Source organism: Paenibacillus sp. FSL R5-0486, assembly GCF_037975155.1.
Taxonomy (GTDB): domain Bacteria; phylum Bacillota; class Bacilli; order Paenibacillales; family Paenibacillaceae; genus Paenibacillus; species Paenibacillus amylolyticus.
Map to the genome: position 1 here is coordinate 5,599,490 of NZ_CP150237.1, position 16,081 is coordinate 5,615,570.

General features: G+C 46.7%; 12 protein-coding genes. 2 read left to right on the forward strand and 10 right to left on the reverse strand.

All coding sequences use genetic code 11. The features are described from left to right. Positions 1-74 precede the first annotated feature (74 nt). The 6 genes from ptsG to MKY01_RS24785 all read right to left on the reverse strand — a co-directional run bounded on the left by ptsG (position 75) and on the right by MKY01_RS24785 (position 7,714). A complete protein-coding gene (gene ptsG, locus MKY01_RS24760) occupies positions 75-2,126 on the reverse strand; it encodes a glucose-specific PTS transporter subunit IIBC (protein WP_339186016.1) in 2,052 nt (683 codons plus the stop codon). Between the two features lie 287 nt (positions 2,127-2,413). Then, positions 2,414-3,268, reverse strand: a complete 855-nt coding sequence (locus MKY01_RS24765) for a PRD domain-containing protein (RefSeq protein WP_036617005.1) — start codon at positions 3,266-3,268, stop codon at positions 2,414-2,416. Between the two features lie 165 nt (positions 3,269-3,433). Further along, the gene (locus tag MKY01_RS24770; protein WP_036617002.1) at positions 3,434-4,990 is read right to left on the reverse strand and encodes a flotillin family protein; all 1,557 of its coding nucleotides are present in this window, start codon (positions 4,988-4,990) and stop codon (positions 3,434-3,436) included. Positions 4,991-5,053: 63 nt separating this feature from the next. After that, complete coding sequence (locus MKY01_RS24775) at positions 5,054-5,590, reverse strand: hypothetical protein (protein WP_017686844.1); 537 nt, start codon at positions 5,588-5,590, stop codon at positions 5,054-5,056. Between the two features lie 280 nt (positions 5,591-5,870). Continuing rightward, complete coding sequence (locus MKY01_RS24780) at positions 5,871-7,034, reverse strand: iron-containing alcohol dehydrogenase (protein WP_047844049.1); 1,164 nt, start codon at positions 7,032-7,034, stop codon at positions 5,871-5,873. Positions 7,035-7,126: 92 nt separating this feature from the next. Then, positions 7,127-7,714, reverse strand: coding sequence for an MSMEG_1061 family FMN-dependent PPOX-type flavoprotein (locus MKY01_RS24785; protein WP_255319957.1), 588 nt, complete (start codon positions 7,712-7,714; stop codon positions 7,127-7,129). Between the two features lie 238 nt (positions 7,715-7,952). On the opposite strand from MKY01_RS24785, the gene MKY01_RS24790 reads away from it, so the two are divergent. Then, positions 7,953-9,977 carry a leucine-rich repeat protein gene (locus MKY01_RS24790; RefSeq protein WP_339283991.1) on the forward strand — a complete coding sequence of 675 codons (2,025 nt, stop codon included), beginning with the start codon at positions 7,953-7,955 and terminating at the stop codon, positions 9,975-9,977. 62 nt (positions 9,978-10,039) lie between these two features. Here MKY01_RS24790 and MKY01_RS24795 read toward each other — a convergent pair whose 3' ends face one another. The 3 genes from MKY01_RS24795 to MKY01_RS24805 are packed head-to-tail and all read right to left on the reverse strand — an operon-like array spanning position 10,040 to position 13,825. Further along, on the reverse strand, positions 10,040-11,638 hold the full coding sequence (locus MKY01_RS24795) for a UDP-glucose--hexose-1-phosphate uridylyltransferase (protein WP_282320437.1): 1,599 nt from the start codon (positions 11,636-11,638) through the stop codon (positions 10,040-10,042). 14 nt (positions 11,639-11,652) lie between these two features. Then, the gene (gene galE / locus MKY01_RS24800) at positions 11,653-12,642 is read right to left on the reverse strand and encodes a UDP-glucose 4-epimerase GalE (protein ID WP_017686840.1); all 990 of its coding nucleotides are present in this window, start codon (positions 12,640-12,642) and stop codon (positions 11,653-11,655) included. Position 12,643: 1 nt separating this feature from the next. Continuing rightward, positions 12,644-13,825 carry a galactokinase gene (locus MKY01_RS24805; RefSeq protein WP_339283992.1) on the reverse strand — a complete coding sequence of 394 codons (1,182 nt, stop codon included), beginning with the start codon at positions 13,823-13,825 and terminating at the stop codon, positions 12,644-12,646. A 153-nt stretch (positions 13,826-13,978) separates the two neighbouring features. Here MKY01_RS24805 and MKY01_RS24810 point away from each other — a divergent pair, with 153 nt between their 5' ends. Continuing rightward, positions 13,979-14,953, forward strand: a complete 975-nt coding sequence (locus MKY01_RS24810) for an AraC family transcriptional regulator (RefSeq protein ID WP_339283994.1) — start codon at positions 13,979-13,981, stop codon at positions 14,951-14,953. Positions 14,954-15,033: 80 nt separating this feature from the next. Here MKY01_RS24810 and mgrA read toward each other — a convergent pair whose 3' ends face one another. Further along, positions 15,034-16,041, reverse strand: coding sequence for an L-glyceraldehyde 3-phosphate reductase (gene mgrA, locus MKY01_RS24815; protein ID WP_036616991.1), 1,008 nt, complete (start codon positions 16,039-16,041; stop codon positions 15,034-15,036). Positions 16,042-16,081: the final 40 nt, after the last annotated feature.

The following is a 16,081-nucleotide window of genomic DNA, read 5'->3' on the forward strand; positions in this document are numbered from 1 at the left end:
AATCATCTCACTTTCAGTAGTTTGGTTTAGGCATTGCATATATTTACACTTGCTTGCCATAGTCGTAACACTTCTTATTTTATCTCAATGATTGGCTGTTCGCCAACTTTCAGCACTCCGCTCTTCTTCAGAGTTACTGTGGAGCCCTCTGGCAGGTTAGTGAAAATAACTGGTGAAATGATCGAAGGAGCATTTGCTTTGACATACTCCAGATCCACTTCCATAATCGGCTGACCTGCCGATACCAGATCACCTTCCTGTACCAGTACGTTAAAGCCTTGACCTTTCAGCTTCACCGTATTAACACCTATATGAACAAGCACTTCCTTACCACCATCGGACATGATGCCCACGGCATGTTTGCTTGGAAATACATTAAACACTTTACCATACACAGGAGAAGTTATCGTACCATCATGTGGCAAAATTGCGAATCCATCACCTGTCATTTTCTCAGCAAAGACCGGATCAGGTACGTTTGTAATGTCCAGCAATTCACCATTGACTGGCATGACGATATCCTCAGCAACAATGCGCTCGCCTTGCTCACCTTGTGCCTTTTCCTCTTCAGGAGTTGGTTTGGCAGCTGCTGGCGTTGGTGCTGGTGTTCGTCCTGCAATAATATCCTGCATTTGAGATTTGATCGTGTCGGAACGTGTTCCGAAGATGGCTTGAACATTATTACCCACTTCAAGTACACCAGATGCACCCAATTGTTTCAAACGATCTTTTTTCACATTGGATTTCTCATTAACTTCAATCCGCAAACGAGTAATACAAGCGTCCAGATGTTTGATATTTTCCTTGCCACCGAAAGCTTCGAGAATGTTATGTGGCAGGTCATCCGTTGAACCAGAGCCTCCGCCAGATTCGGTTTCAGGCGTTGCATCTTCACGTCCTGGTGTTTTGAGATTGAATTTGCGAATGATAAACCGGAAACCGAAGTAATAGATCACCGCAAGAACCAATCCGACAATAATAACGTCCCACCAAGGTGTACGGTTTGGAATAATCCCGAAGATCAGGAAGTCAATGAACCCACCGGAGAAGGTCATACCGATCTTTACACCCAGAATTTGCATGGTCATGAAAGACAAACCTGCAAAGATACAGTGTACTGCAAACAGGATTGGTGCTACAAACAGGAACGAAAATTCAAGTGGTTCTGTGATACCTGTCAGGAACGAGGTTAGCGCAGCTGAACCCATGATACCTGCAACATACTTTTTGTGCTCCGGTCTTGCTTCATGGTACATCGCAAGTGCCGCTGCTGGCAAACCAAACATCATGAACGGGAATTTACCAACTTGGAATGTTCCCGCTGTGAGGTTCACACCATCACGCAATTGATTGAAGAAGATTTGCTGGTCACCACGGATGACATCTCCAGCTTTGTTCACATACTCACCAAACTCAAACCAGAATGGGGAGTAGAAAATGTGGTGAAGACCAAACGGAATTAATGACCGTTCCACAACTCCGAAGATGAATGCCGACAATGTCGGGCTTGTATCTACCATGAAGTGAGATACAGTATTCAATCCATTTTGAATCGGCGGCCAGATAATCACCAGAAGCAACCCGATTAAGAGGGAAACAACCGAAGTGATAATCGGAACGAAACGTTTACCTGCAAAGAAACCGAGGTAAGACGGCAGTTCGATTTTGAAAAATCGATTGTAACACAGCGCGGCGGCAATACCTATGATTATACCTCCGAACACGCCTGTACTTAATGTTGGGATACCCAAGATGCTGGCATAACCCGGTACTTCACCGATCATGGCAGGAGTAACCCCTACTGCGGTACCCAGTGTGACGTTCATGACCAGATAACCGATGATCGCTGCGAGACCTGCAACCCCTTCGCCACCGGCCAATCCGACGGCTACACCGACGGCGAACAGCAATGCCAGATTATCAAATACGATCTGACCTGCGTTCATCATAATTGTTGCGATCGAGTTCACCCAAGGGGTGTCGAGCGCCGTTACATATTGCAAGAAATCTGGATTAACCAGCATGTTACCAATTCCGAGCAGCAAACCTGCCGCAGGTAGAATGGCTACAGGCAACATGAGAGCTTTACCTACTCTTTGCAATACACCAAAAAGCTTTTTGAACATCGCGTCGTTTCTCCCTTTCGTCTAATTTATATGTTGTGATGCAAGCAAGGGAACACAAAAAAAGGCATGAATTAATAAAGTAAACTGTGCCAACCTTGGGGTATAGCATACCCTGTACAAGGAAAGAACAATCACACTTTAATTAACTCATGCCTGATCGAGTCAGTAACACGTCGCTTATGTTTATTCAGTTGCTTGATTACGGAAACCATTGTAGCACCAGTTCTAATCTATTGCAAGCCTTTACACCAAAAAAATAAATTCCACATTCCATCACTGGAATGATCTCACTTATTCTCTTCTTCCTTCCGCTGATTCAGCCTTTGCAGATGAATGGTCAGATAACCTACCTCTGCAGGATAAACCGGCAGTTTCAGTCTTTTCTCCATTACTTTGGTCAGTTTCCATGCAAGCGAGTACATTTCGGGATACTCTAACTTAAGTAGGGAATCCAACTTATGAAGCTCTTCCACTTTGTCTCCACGGCGAACACGCTCAAGGGCGAACCGAAGATGCGTCAGCAAACGAGAGTAATCCAGCGATTCCGTTTCAAACGAATAATCGAGTTGATCAGACACCAGGTTCACCAAATCAGTGATCAATTGTGAATGCTCACGTACCTGGGATATATTTTGATTGGTCATTGCGCTATAGATATGGAGGGCAACAAAACCAATCTCATCCATCCCCAGATCTACACCCATTTTCTCTTTGATCAGACGAACAGCGTATTCTCCCATTCGATATTCTTCAGGATAAATCTCGCGGGTTTCATATAAAAATGGATTTTGTATGATAATGCCCTGCTCCTTGCGTTTTAACGCGAAAGAAATGTGATCGGTTAATGCAATATGGATATGTTCATTCAGAGGAACGTCCGTACGCTCTGCAATATACGTAATAACTTCGTTAATAATCTCGATCAGTGCTTCATCCACCTGTGGAAGAAGCTGTTTGTACTGCTCTTGCTCCTGCTGGTTTTTCAAAATGAACATTTTCTCCACAGCCATCAATGGAATGTGATCACTCGGTTTTCGGTTAAAGCCAATGCCTTTACCAATAACAACGACTTCCCCGTGTTCTGGATGCTGTGCAATGATTACATTATTATTTAGCGCTTTATCTACATGCAAGTTGCTCATTGTTTGCACCTCTTTTTCACACCATCTTAGGTGTGATTAAGTCACACCCTGTTACGAACGAAAAGACACCCGGAGCGGGCAAACCGCGCCGGACGTCTCGCTTAAAAAGTAACAAAAATTCGCCTTAAGGTCAATAGAGCAACCATGCAAGATTCGAAGTGCTTCTTACTCGTCAACTCCAGCTCTTTCCACAATCTTGTCGATTATAGAAGGAGTTGTAACAGCCTCGCTCTGTTGAATGGCAACTGGCGCAGGTGTTTTAGACTTCGTAAGGCCCTTAATCAGCTGCTCTACATCGATGCCGGATACACTTTTGAGCATCTCTGGAGCGGTCGCCATAAGTTCGGTAACATAGTTACTCACTCGTGCTGCACCTTCACCTTTACCTGTATCTACCACCGTCAGTTTATCAATGGATGCAATTGGCTCTGCAATTTTGCCAGCCAGTTCAGGCAGCATTTTGACAATGATATCGAGTACAGCTGCTTCGCCAAACTTCTGGAACGCTTCGGCCAGTTTTTCTTTTGCTTCTGCTTCTGCAAGACCACGCAAACGAATAACTTCTGCATCTGCTGTACCTTTGGCAAGTTCCGCATCCGCCATGGCCTGACCTTCAAGTCGCTTCTGCTCAGCTGTTGCTTTGGCATGTGTTTCGATGGAATACTGTACTGCATCGGCTTCACGCATTCTTTTGGCTTTATCCGCTTCGGCAGCCTGCTCTACCGCATAACGATCCGCTTCTGCCTTTTTCTTCACTTCGGCATCGTATTGCTTCTCACGTACGACGATTTCTTTTTCTTGGAGATCGATCTCACGTTCTTTACGAACGAGTTCAACCTTCATTTCTTCTTCCACCACGGTCTGTCTCGCACGAGCTTCATGGATATGGTACGCCTGGTCGGCTTCCGCTTTGGCTGTATCCTGATCCCGCTTAAACGTGGCTACTTTCAGTTCTTTCTCTTTGGCCGCCTCAGCGATATTGGTATCACGCAGCAACTCTGCTTTTTGACCCTGCTCTTCCGCATTGGCCTTCTGAATACGTGCATCACGCATCGCTTCCGCTTCAGCTATCTCGGCATCACGCTTCACAGCAGCAATTCTCGGTTTACCGAGAGCATCCAAGTAGCCCTGTTTATCACGAACATCCTTGATGGTAAATGAAACAATTTGAAGGCCCATTTTCTTCAGGTCTCTAGCTGCTACGCCTTGAACCTCTTGCGCAAACCGATCCCGGTTCCGATATACTTCTTCCACCGTCATTGTACCGAGGATGGCCCGCAAATGCCCCTCCAGTACCTCCTGTGCTTCGCTTCTCAGCGCTTCTACAGGTTTACCGATGAATTGCTCAGCTGCCGTAGCAACGTCTTCTACAGCGCCTCCAACCTTGATAATAGCTACACCGTCAGCAATAACCGGAACCCCTTGCTCCGTGTACACTTCAGGTGTGGAGACATCCAGCTTGTGGGACAATAAGGAGATAAATTCGGATTGCTGGAATATCGGCAGGATAAATGCACCGCCACCACGAACAATCTTAATTTTCCGTCCAGAATCATCATCGGAGATATTTTTGCTACCCAGGAATGATCCCGTAACGATCATCGCCTCATCCGGTCCAACCGTTTTGTATCTCGCCCAGAAAGCCAAACCTAAAATTAGAATGACACCGACTACAACTATAGGAATCAGCAATACATCCCAATTCAAATTCAAATTATCCATTCCACATCTCTCCCCTTATTCATTCATGATGAGTGCTTAAACTACTTAGGTGATAAGAATACTTTATAAATCTTTAAGAACATTTTCATCCCATTCCGACACACGCAGTACACCATCTACAACATCGACCACAACTACACGTGCTCCCGCCGCAATGGGGAGGTGTTCAAAGCTGGATGCCGTTTGAATCGTACTGCCGGAAGCAAAACGAATCATCACTTCGCCAAAACCTTTTTCCGGCACCGGAATGGTAATTTCCCCAATTTTCCCAGATAACTCTTTCATTGAAAATGCAATCGAGACATCGCTGTTACGCATCGGTTTGATATATGCGAAGAATACCAGCATGGCTGCAGCAATACCTATAAGCAGGGATAATATTAGACCCGACATCGCACTTAATGAACTATAACGTGTCAGCATAATGCCTGCCCCACCGAAGGTTGTAATGGAACCAGCTAACACAACAGGTTTGAAAAAATCAAGACCTGGCATTTCGAAGGCTCCGTCCAGCAAGCCGTCGATCAAGTCACCCAGTACAAGGCTGACAACCGCAAATATTGCTCCTCCGATTAGACAACCCCAATAAATTGTCTCCATCCCCTGTTCCTCCTCTCTCTGCCGCAAATTCATCCTAACTGGGCATTCCACATGTAAATAAATACGTAGCTAACATCAAAATGTTTCAAAATCTTTCCTCAAATGTATTCTGAACCCGATAATGGGTATTATCACGACATTCTGTTCTTCTTGCTTCATGTTCCTCCATCATTCACGTGTACAGCCCGAATACATGAAAAAACCGCAAGGCCCCCATGAAGGAGACTTGCGGTTTATTGGACAACAGGATGTGTCCGTTCACTTGTCAGTGATTATAGAATTACAGAGAAGCCTTGTAGATGGATACAACATCTTCCCGTTGCAGTTTCTTGAAATTACCGAATGGGCCAAACAGCATCGCTTTGTCTGCCATTACGTCGATCTGGCTATCATCGATATCGTAATCAGCCAAACGGTTAGGTGCACCAATGGATGTCCAGAATTTGCTGAGCGCATCGATACCTTCTTCGGCAATCTGTCTGTCCGACTTGCCTTCAGGGTTCACTTCGAATACATTAATTGCCAGACGTTTGAATCGATCCACATTCACGTCCAGGTTATGTTTCATCCAGTGTGGGAACAAGATTGCAAGTCCACCGCCGTGTGGGATATCATACACTGCGGAAACCGCATGTTCAATATTATGTGTTGCCCAATCTCCTGCGAGACCCATATTCAGCACGCCATTCAGTGCCATTGTTCCGCAATACAGAATTGTTTCGCGCAGTTCATAGTTCTCCAGGTCTTCAACCAGACGAGGTGCTGCTTCCATGACAGTACGCAGAATCGTCTCACAGAAGCCGAGTTGAACCGGTGTATTAGCATCCAGATGGAAGTAGTGCTCCAATACGTGGGACATCATATCCACCATGCCGTATACCGTTTGGTCCAGCGGAACAGTGTATGTATTCACCGGATCCAGGATAGAGAATGCAGGGAATGAATAAGCGCTACCCCAGCCCAATTTTTCTTGTGTATCCTGATTCGTAATAACCGAACCGGAGTTCATCTCCGAACCAGTTGCCGCCATCGTCAATACGGTACCGAGTGGAAGAGCGTCCTGTGCAACAGCTTTGCGCTGAGCAAAATCCCACATATCGCCATCATACTTGGCACCTACAGCAATAGCTTTGGAGCAGTCCAGTACACTGCCGCCACCTACAGCGAGGATCAGGTCGATGTTATTTGTTTTACAGAGGTCTACCCCTTTATGCACCGTAGAAAGACGTGGGTTAGGTTCCACACCTGCCAGTTCAGTCACTTCTGCTCCAGCTTCCTTAAGCAAACCGATCACTTGATCGTACAGACCACTGCGTTTGATACTGCCGCCACCATATACAAGCAGAACCCGTTTACCGTATTTCGGCACTTCTGTCTTTAATGCTTCCAGTTGTCCTTTGCCGAAAATCAGCCGAGTTGGATTATAGAATTGGAAAGATCTCATATCTATTGTCGCCTCCAATGGAGTTTAGTATTTTTGTGCAACTCCAATTATAGTACCCTGTTTATAGAAAAACAAATCGATAGTCACTCACTTTATAACAACCCGTTAATCTCCAAATGAGCTCGAAACATCTCGCTAGATGAAGGCAAATTCTCAGCATCCACCCATGTTTCTGTGGCCCATAATCCAGCCTGTTTGAATGCCCGCGGACAATGGATAAAACACTCTTCCACATCTACAATGACAGCCGCACCTATGGTTTTACCACTCCAGCCCATACTGGCGATGAATTCCTCATCCTTAGTAATGGATGCTGTGCCATTAATACGCAGCACTTCATTCATACCCGGAATCAAAAAGAGCATACCAATACCAGGGTTCGACAACATGTTCAACAACGAGTCTATCCGCCGATTGCCTGGGCGTTCGGGATAAACGAGCCGATATGTATCATAGACTTTCACAAATCCTGCTCCATCACCCCGAGGTGACACATCACTTTTTCCATCACGATCGGAGGTGGAGAGGAAAAATAACGGTGACATGGATAGAAAGTTCTGAACATGTGAATCCACAAATGAAATTGCCTTGTTACGCACATGTTCATGCGGTTCACCCACCATGCCTTGCAGTTCCTCAGCATCTGTAATCAACGGAATATTCAATGCCTTCTTTTCCAATTATTCGTCCCCGTTTCTTCATTGAGTTATGTATTCAATGGCTTTCCACCATTATACATGCGGGAACTGACATCTTCCATTTCTGAGAACGAATATGAGTGCCGTCATTCAAATACCGCGCCCCCATGTCCCCTCGGGTCACCTATTGGAGATTCAGTATTGTTAATATCATCTAACAGTTGTACTGTAACCAAAAGAACTTCAAAATTCTTAATATAAATATAAGGAGGTTATTGGATTGAAAAAAGCAAGCATCTTCGTCTTTGCTCTGCTAATGTTCCTCGTACCCTGGGGACAGATGGTTATGTATGCTGAGCCGAATAAAGAAAAAGACTTCATAACGAGCGCTAATGCTCATGGAATCACAATAAACGACTATGTGGGCACTTCGAAAGATGTCATTATTCCCGAAACCATTGGCGGTCAACCAGTTACTTCTATTGGTGAAAAAGCATTTTACAGCGATCATTTGACTTCTGTAGTTATTCCGCATACCGTCTTCACTATTGGAGAAAGGGCATTTGAAATCAATCAACTGACTTCTATCGTCATTCCAGAGACTGTCACGACTATTGGAGACTTGGCATTTGCATACAACCGGCTGACCTCTGTCGTCATTCCGGACAGTGTATCCACAATTGGGAACTCCACATTCACTAACAACGAACTGGCCTCTGTCGTTATCCCAGAGACTGTTATGTCGATCGGAAATAGTGCATTTACAAACAATAAACTGACTACTGTCGTTATCCCAGAGAATGTCTCAACTATTGGATACTGGGCATTTGCATCTAACCAGCTGACTTCCATTGTTATTCCAAATCGTGTCTCTTCCATTGGACATGCTACATTTATGGACAATCAACTGACTTCTGTCGTCATTCCGGATAGTGTCTCCTCTATCGGGGCTATGGCATTTGCGGACAATCGGTTGGCGACTGTCTTCATTCCAGCTAGTGTCTTGTCAATTGGTTTCTTAGCGTTTGATGGTAACTCATCCCTTATTATTACGGGTTTTGATCCTTCAGAGGCTCAAAACTTCGCTAACTTTTATAGCATTCCCTTTCAAAAATTGAATATGGTCGTCTCCTTCGACTCCAATGGAGGGACCGAGGTTGCGGTCACTCAAGCCACTTATGGGCAAACCATTGTACCTCCCACTCAGCCTACCAAGGACGAGTTTTTGTTTGAAGGCTGGTACATAGATTCGGTATACTCCCTTCCCTGGGATTTTGCAAGAGATACCGTGACTGGGGACATCACGCTGTACGCCAAGTGGACGAGTTCAGTGACAACTGCGTCCAAATATACGAATAAGGAAGATCCCATTTCCGCTTTGACCGTCTCTTTTGATTCTCAAGGCGGAAGCCCCGTTTCCTCTACTATTACTAGGAATAATCAAGCAATAGCGCCTCCCACTCAGCCCAGCAAGAGCGGGTTTTCATTTGATGGATGGTACATAGATTCGGCATTATCTCTTCCCTGGAATTTTGACCGAGATACTGTAAGTCGGGACATAACACTATATGCCAAATGGGTAAAGACTGATAGCTCTGAAAACCATGGTGGCAGTCCTTCTTTCTGGACCAGTAGCTCTATTACTGACGCATCATCCCAGGAACCCGATACAGGAACGGAACTTAAAACCGAACCTAAACTTAAAGTTGAACCTAAACCTAAAGAACCAACAACACCTTTGACCCCAGTTGTGTTCAGTGATATTTCAACCCATTGGGCACGCTTGATGATTGAAAGTATCGCTGCACGTGGTCTGATAACAGGATATCCCGATGCCACATTCAGGCCTAATCAGCCAATCTTGCGTAAACACATGGCTGGTATAATCATCGGAGCGTTTGAGCTACCAATAATCCGAAAGGCTACTCCCTTTGAAGATGTAGAGCCGACACATCCCTACTTTGATGCTATATCTCGACTACAGGAGGTCGGCCTTATTGATGGATTCCATATTTCAAACGGCTTAAATGATTTCTTCCATCCGGATGCGGTACTTACACGGGCCGAGGCAGCAAAAATCCTGGTGCTCGCGCTTGACCTGCCGCTGATCCAATCGAGTTCTTTTGAGGATGTCCCCTCCTCCCACTGGGCTCACGACTACATAGCCACACTGGCCGAGACTCAAATGGTTGTGGGATATCACGGACAGTTCAGGCCAGATGACTCCCTAACCCGAGCCGAGCTAGCTGCCCTGATCTATCGTTCAATTCCAACAGAACAAACGACTGGCTCACAACTCCGTTAAAAATCATATTCAAAAAAACACCAGCCCTTGTATTATGGGCTGGTGTTCATCGTTATACATGTCTATTCAGTGTATCCCATGCTGCTCACAAAACGACGGAAAGCCTGGCGTCCTGCTTCATCATATTTGTAGACCCCTGCATGTTCCAGAATCTCGGCGAATTTCAAGCCGACTTCCTGCTGTACAATGGCAACGGCTTGTTCTTTGTCCAGGTTAGGACCAAACCGTTCAATCAATTCTTCCGCCCAGCCCAGATGTTTGTTCAACACATGATCAGAAGCTTTGGCGGCTTCAGCAAGTTTGGCATCTCCAGCGAGAATATCCGCGATACTGTCGAGTTCTTCTTTCAAACGACCTGGCAGGATGGCAAGCCCCATCACTTCGATCAGACCAATGTTTTCTTTCTTCAGATGGTGCATTTCACGGTGCGGATGGAAAATGCCTTCTGGATGCACATCATTCGTACGATTGTTACGTAATACAAGATCCATCTCATAACCACCATCTGCACTGCGACGAACGATTGGTGTTACCGTATTGTGTGGTACTTGTTCCCCGTCCACTTCACTGAATGCTTCGATATCCACAGCAGAATCACTGTAGACCTTCCACGCTTCATATACGGCGTTACCCGCTTCAAGCAACTCTGCAGGATCGTGTGAAGCCAGACGCATTACGGACATTGGCCATTTCACGAGACTCAATGTAAGTCCAGGTGCATCCGCATGGCGGAAGACCGCCTCTGGCTGTGCATTTTGAATAGCGAATGTATGACGTCCACCCTGGAAATGGTCATGTGTCAGAATCGACCCACCTACAATCGGCAGATCCGCGTTAGATCCGATAAAGTAATGCGGGTACTCCCCGACAAACGCAAGTAGTCTGCGCAGTGTATCCTTCGTCAGCTTCATCGGCACATGATCATGATGGAAAATGATGCAGTGCTCGTTGTAGTACACATACGGCGAGTATTGGAACAACCAAGGCTCGTTGTTAAGCTCCAACGGAATAACTCTCAGATTCTGGCGGGCCGGGTGATTCACCCGACCAGCGTAACCTACATTTTCACGACACAGCTGGCATTTAGGATATACCGGCGGCGGAAGCAATTTCGCCATGGCAATTTCCTTTGGACTTTTCTCCGGTTTTGACAGGTTGATAGTAATCTCCATGTCTCCATAGGCCGTGTCCTGTGTCCAGTAGACGTTCTTCGAGATCCGATCCATCCGAATGTAGTTGGAGTTAATCGACAAGTCATAGAATTGAGATGTGGCCGCCTCAATGCCTTCCGTCTGCTCCGTGTGGCGGAATGCGCGTACCACCTCGGATGGGCGTGCCATCAGATGACCCATGATTTTGGCATCCAGCAAGTCACGGAACGTATCGCTATTTTCAGGAATAAGTCCAATGGAAAATCCATAATCGATCAACGTATCCAGCATAGCCTGTGGGCCATCGGGCACATTCGTGTCCAACTCGCCGGCATAAGGCTCTGAGAATCCGAATTGTTCCAGCAAGAGGTTGCGGCTATAATCCCAATCCGCTTCCTCGATTAATTGTTTCTGCAAGGCAAATGCAACCAGACGTTCAATGGCATGCAGTGCTTCCTGCTGCTCCGGTGTCCGCTCCGTGGCACCTGCTGCAATATGAGTCTGTGACATAAGGTGTTCGCCTCCTAGTTTTTTCCGTAGCCGTCAGGACGTGATTGGTGCCAGCTCCAAGCGCTTTGAATAACATCTTCCAGATTGGTCCATTTCGGATTCCAGCCCAGGACAGATCTCGCTTTTGCAGATGAAGCTACCAGCACAGCCGGGTCACCTGCACGACGTGGCTCCTGTACAACCGGGATATCGAGGCCAGTCACTTTTTTAGCTGTTTCGATCACTTGTTTTACCGAGAATCCTGTACCGTTACCCAGGTTGAACACATTGCTGTTCTCACCTTTGCGAAGATAATCTACTGCACGCAGATGTGCATCAGCCAAGTCGCTCACGTGGATATAGTCACGGATACATGTGCCATCTTCTGTTGCATAGTCGTCACCAAACACGGCGATGTGCGGGCGTTGTTTCAAAGCCGTTTGCAGCACCAGTGGAATCAGGTGACTCTCTGGTTGGTGATCTTCACCAATTTTACCGCTGTCATGAGCACCGGCTGCATTGAAGTAACGCAGGGAAACGTATTTGATATCCTGAACTTTATCGAACCATGACATCATGCGTTCCATCATCAGCTTTGTTTCGCCGTATACGTTGGTTGGTTCTGTACGATCGCTCTCTTCGATTGGCACTTTCTCAGGCTCACCGTAGGTAGCTGCTGTAGAGGAGAAGACGATGCGGCGTACGTTCGCTGCATTCATCGCTTCCAACAGACAGAGTGTACCAAACACGTTGTTGTCATAATATTTAACCGGGTCTTTCATACTCTCGCCTACGAGTGAGTTGGCTGCAAAGTGAATGACTGCATCGATTGAATTCTCAGCGAACAGCTTCGCCAGAATTTCTTTGTCACGCAGATCCCCTTCATACAACTTACCGCCGAGCAACGCTTCACGATGCCCTGTCTGCAAGTTATCCAGTACAACAACCTCTTCTCCACGTTCCAACAATGCTGCTACCGTATGAGATCCAATATACCCTGCTCCACCTGTCACCAAAATTGCCATTTTACTTCGCCTCCTTCAATTCTTTAACACCGTCACCCACACCGCATACATAGAAATCACCTTTGAGACGGGTACGCGCTTCATATGCAGCGCCCACTTCACTTACAAAACGCTCGACATCATTCTCATGCACAAGTGATACGGTACAACCGCCAAATCCTGCGCCAGTCATCCGGGCACCAAGCGTGCCTGGAATCCGCTGAGCTTCTTCAACCATAACATCCAGCTCATCACAGCTTACTTCGTACAAGTCACGAAGCGATTCATGAGAAGCGTTCATCAGCTTGCCGAAGGTTTCCAGATCGTTACCCTGCAATGCTTCGACCGATGCGAGAACACGTGCGTTCTCTTCCACAACATGTTGTGCACGCTGTCTTACTTTATCATCCTTGATCTGATCTTGTAGCGTTACGAACTGCTCTGGCGTCAATTGAGCCAGATAATTCAGTGCAGGCAGCTGTTCCTTCAAGATGGCAAGTGCCTGCTCGCATTGGGAGCGACGTTCATTGTAAGCCGAATCCACCAGACCGCGGCGTTTGTTTGTGTTACCGATGACCAATTTGTAGGAGCCTGTACGGAAAGGAACCTTTTCGTATTCCAGTGTGTCACACATCAGCAGGATCGCGTGATCCTGAGCACCGTTTGCGACAGCGAACTGATCCATGATTCCACAGTTGACGCCTACGAACTCATTTTCCGCTTTCTGGGACAAAAGCGCCAGTTGAACCGTGTCAATATCCGATACACCCTCCAGAGACTGAATCGCAAATCCGGTAAGTACCTCCAGTGATGCAGACGATGAAAGTCCTGCCCCGTTCGGAATCTCCCCGTGGTACAGGAAGTCATACCCTTTTGTTACATTCACGCCCTTGCCTTGCAGTTCAACCATGACACCAACAGGATAGTCAGTCCATTCTCCGGTTTTCTCCTTACCAATGGAGGAAGTGTCCAGTACCCCTTCATAAGACATGTTCGTGGAAGCCAGTTGCAGCTTGTTGTCCTGACGCTCACGAATGATCAAAGTTGTTCCGAATTCAAGTGCTGCCGGAAGCACGTATCCACCGTTATAGTCAATGTGCTCACCGATCAGATTCACACGCCCAGGGGCATGAAATACACGGATGTCCGCTCCACTCTCTCCGTACTTCTCAATAAACTTTTGTTTCAATTCAGTTACGTTCACTGCTGGTGCACCTCGCCTCGTTGTTGTGGTTTTCTTAATGTTATTATATAAGAAAGCGGTGCCTCTTGTAATGCAACCATGTGTGTTTCATATGGATAAATGTGACCTTAAGGCGTATAATGATCGGAGCATCCCGGAAAGAAGGAAACGACCATGTCAGATCAATCCAACCCCAAGAAAGAATCCCTTGCATCTTCTAACGAAAAAATACAGGAATCACCTTCCGGTAAAAGCGGAGCACTCAGTTATTCGGTTGCCTCCAATCCGGTCTATTATGAACAAGGCGCACTGCATGTCCTGTTTGCCGGAGCAAGCCAAACCCTTCCGGGTCACGCCCTCGGTCCTAAATTGTTTGATTATTATCTGCTGCATTATGTAGAAAAAGGGGCGGGTACGTTCCGTACCGAACTGCACACCTACGAGTTATCCGCAGGTGATTGTTTCCTCATTCATCCTGGGCAACTGGTAAGTTACCAGTCTCACGCCCGCAACCCATGGCAATATCGCTGGATTGCCTTCACAGGCAGCCAGGCTGGCCAACATACCGAGGAAGCCGGGTTCCGCCCGGAGAAGTCCGTTTTTCATGCTGGACCATCCTGTGGAATATCCGATTGGCTATCCGTGATGCAGGATGCTTTTGCCGAGCGCAAAGAAAGCTCCCATTTCACATCACTGGGTACGTTATATATGATTCTAGCCGAAGCACAGAATCACCTTTCGCAGGGCCAAACCTTAATTCCAGGTGAATCCTCCATCCGACGTACGGTGAAACAGATGATTCAATATATGTCTACCCAATATGCCTATCCTGTCTCCATTGAACAAATGTCTGCGAGTCTTGGATACAACCGCGCGTATTTATCCCGTATTTTCAAACAGGAAACCGGCCTTTCACCAGTCACCTATCTGCTAAAACTACGGATCGACAAGTCGCGCCAACTCCTGAGAGAACGCCCGGATCTGTCCATCGAACAGTTATCTGCATCGGTTGGACTGCCAGACGCGCTATATTTCTCCAAACAGTTCAAACGATTTCACGGTGAAGCGCCTAGCTTGTATCGAGAGAAAATATTGTCCCGTCCACTACATCAGGGGTTACAGCAGAATGCTCAACAAATCAAACGGTGAGCAACACAACGGACGGAACACGTATGACAAAAAAAGGTGCATTCCGCCATTATGGCTAAGATGCACCTTTTGCACTTTATTTATTTGTCATCAGGCTCTGGAGACAGGATGGATTCAATCCGTTCCAATTCCTCTGTAGAGAAATCCAATTGGCTCAGTGCAGCCACATTCTCTTCAATCTGGGAAGGACGACTTGCGCCAATCAGCGCAGAAGTTACCCTGCCATTACGCAGCACCCATGAGAGTGAAAATTGGGCCAAACTCTGACCACGGGCTGCTGCAATCTGGTTCAGCGCACGCACTTTGCGGAGCGTCTCTGGAGAGATGTTGTTTTCATTCAGGAATACCGACGGTCCTTTGGCACGTGAGTCTTCCGGGATACCATTCAAGTATTTGTTCGTGAGCACACCTTGTGCCAATGGACAGAATGCAATACTACCTGTTCCATACTCATCCAGCACGTCCTGCAAACCATCTTCAATCCAGCGGTCCAGCAGCGAGTATTTCGGTTGATGGATTAACAGAGGCGTACCCAGACCTTTCAGAATTTCGGCAGCCTGTCTTGTCTGCTCTGCGGGATAGTTGGATATCCCCACATAAAGGGCTTTGCCCGAGCGAACAATATGATCCAGTGCCATCATCGTTTCTTCCAAAGGTGTTTCGGGATCATAACGATGTGAATAGAAAATATCTACATAATCCAGGCCCATACGCTTCAAGCTCTGATTCAGACTGGATACCAGATTTTTGCGTGAACCCCACTCGCCATACGGTCCGGGCCACATATAATACCCCGCTTTGGTGGAGATCACCAGTTCATCACGATAAGGTTTCAGATCCTGGGCCAGTACCTGTCCAAATAACTGCTCTGCCGAACCTGCCGGTGGGCCATAATTGTTGGCAAGATCAAAATGTGTAATACCCAGATCAAATGATCGGGTAATCATATTACGGCCATTCTCAGCGTTATTAATACCGCCAAAATTATGCCACAGCCCCAGTGAAATCGCTGGCAGTTTCAAACCTGAACGTCCAACGCGGTTATATTTCATCGTTTCATAGCGAGTATCGCTTGCTACGTAGACCATTATGAATCCCTTCTTTCCCCAGGTTCCGCCTCTTGTATCC

Bases quoted from the DNA above. Each gene is read 5' to 3' on its own strand.
- ptsG (WP_339186016.1), bottom strand. From the start codon at position 2,126: ATGTTCAAAAAGCTTTTTGGTGTATTGCAAAGAGTAGGTAAAGCTCTC.
- MKY01_RS24765 (WP_036617005.1), bottom strand. From the start codon at position 3,268: ATGAGCAACTTGCATGTAGATAAAGCGCTAAATAATAATGTAATCATT.
- MKY01_RS24770 (WP_036617002.1), bottom strand. From the start codon at position 4,990: ATGGATAATTTGAATTTGAATTGGGATGTATTGCTGATTCCTATAGTT.
- MKY01_RS24775 (WP_017686844.1), bottom strand. From the start codon at position 5,590: ATGGAGACAATTTATTGGGGTTGTCTAATCGGAGGAGCAATATTTGCG.
- MKY01_RS24780 (WP_047844049.1), bottom strand. From the start codon at position 7,034: ATGAGATCTTTCCAATTCTATAATCCAACTCGGCTGATTTTCGGCAAA.
- MKY01_RS24795 (WP_282320437.1), bottom strand. From the start codon at position 11,638: ATGTCACAGACTCATATTGCAGCAGGTGCCACGGAGCGGACACCGGAG.
- galE (WP_017686840.1), bottom strand. From the start codon at position 12,642: ATGGCAATTTTGGTGACAGGTGGAGCAGGGTATATTGGATCTCATACG.
- MKY01_RS24810 (WP_339283994.1), top strand. From the start codon at position 13,979: ATGTCAGATCAATCCAACCCCAAGAAAGAATCCCTTGCATCTTCTAAC.
- mgrA (WP_036616991.1), bottom strand. From the start codon at position 16,041: ATGGTCTACGTAGCAAGCGATACTCGCTATGAAACGATGAAATATAAC.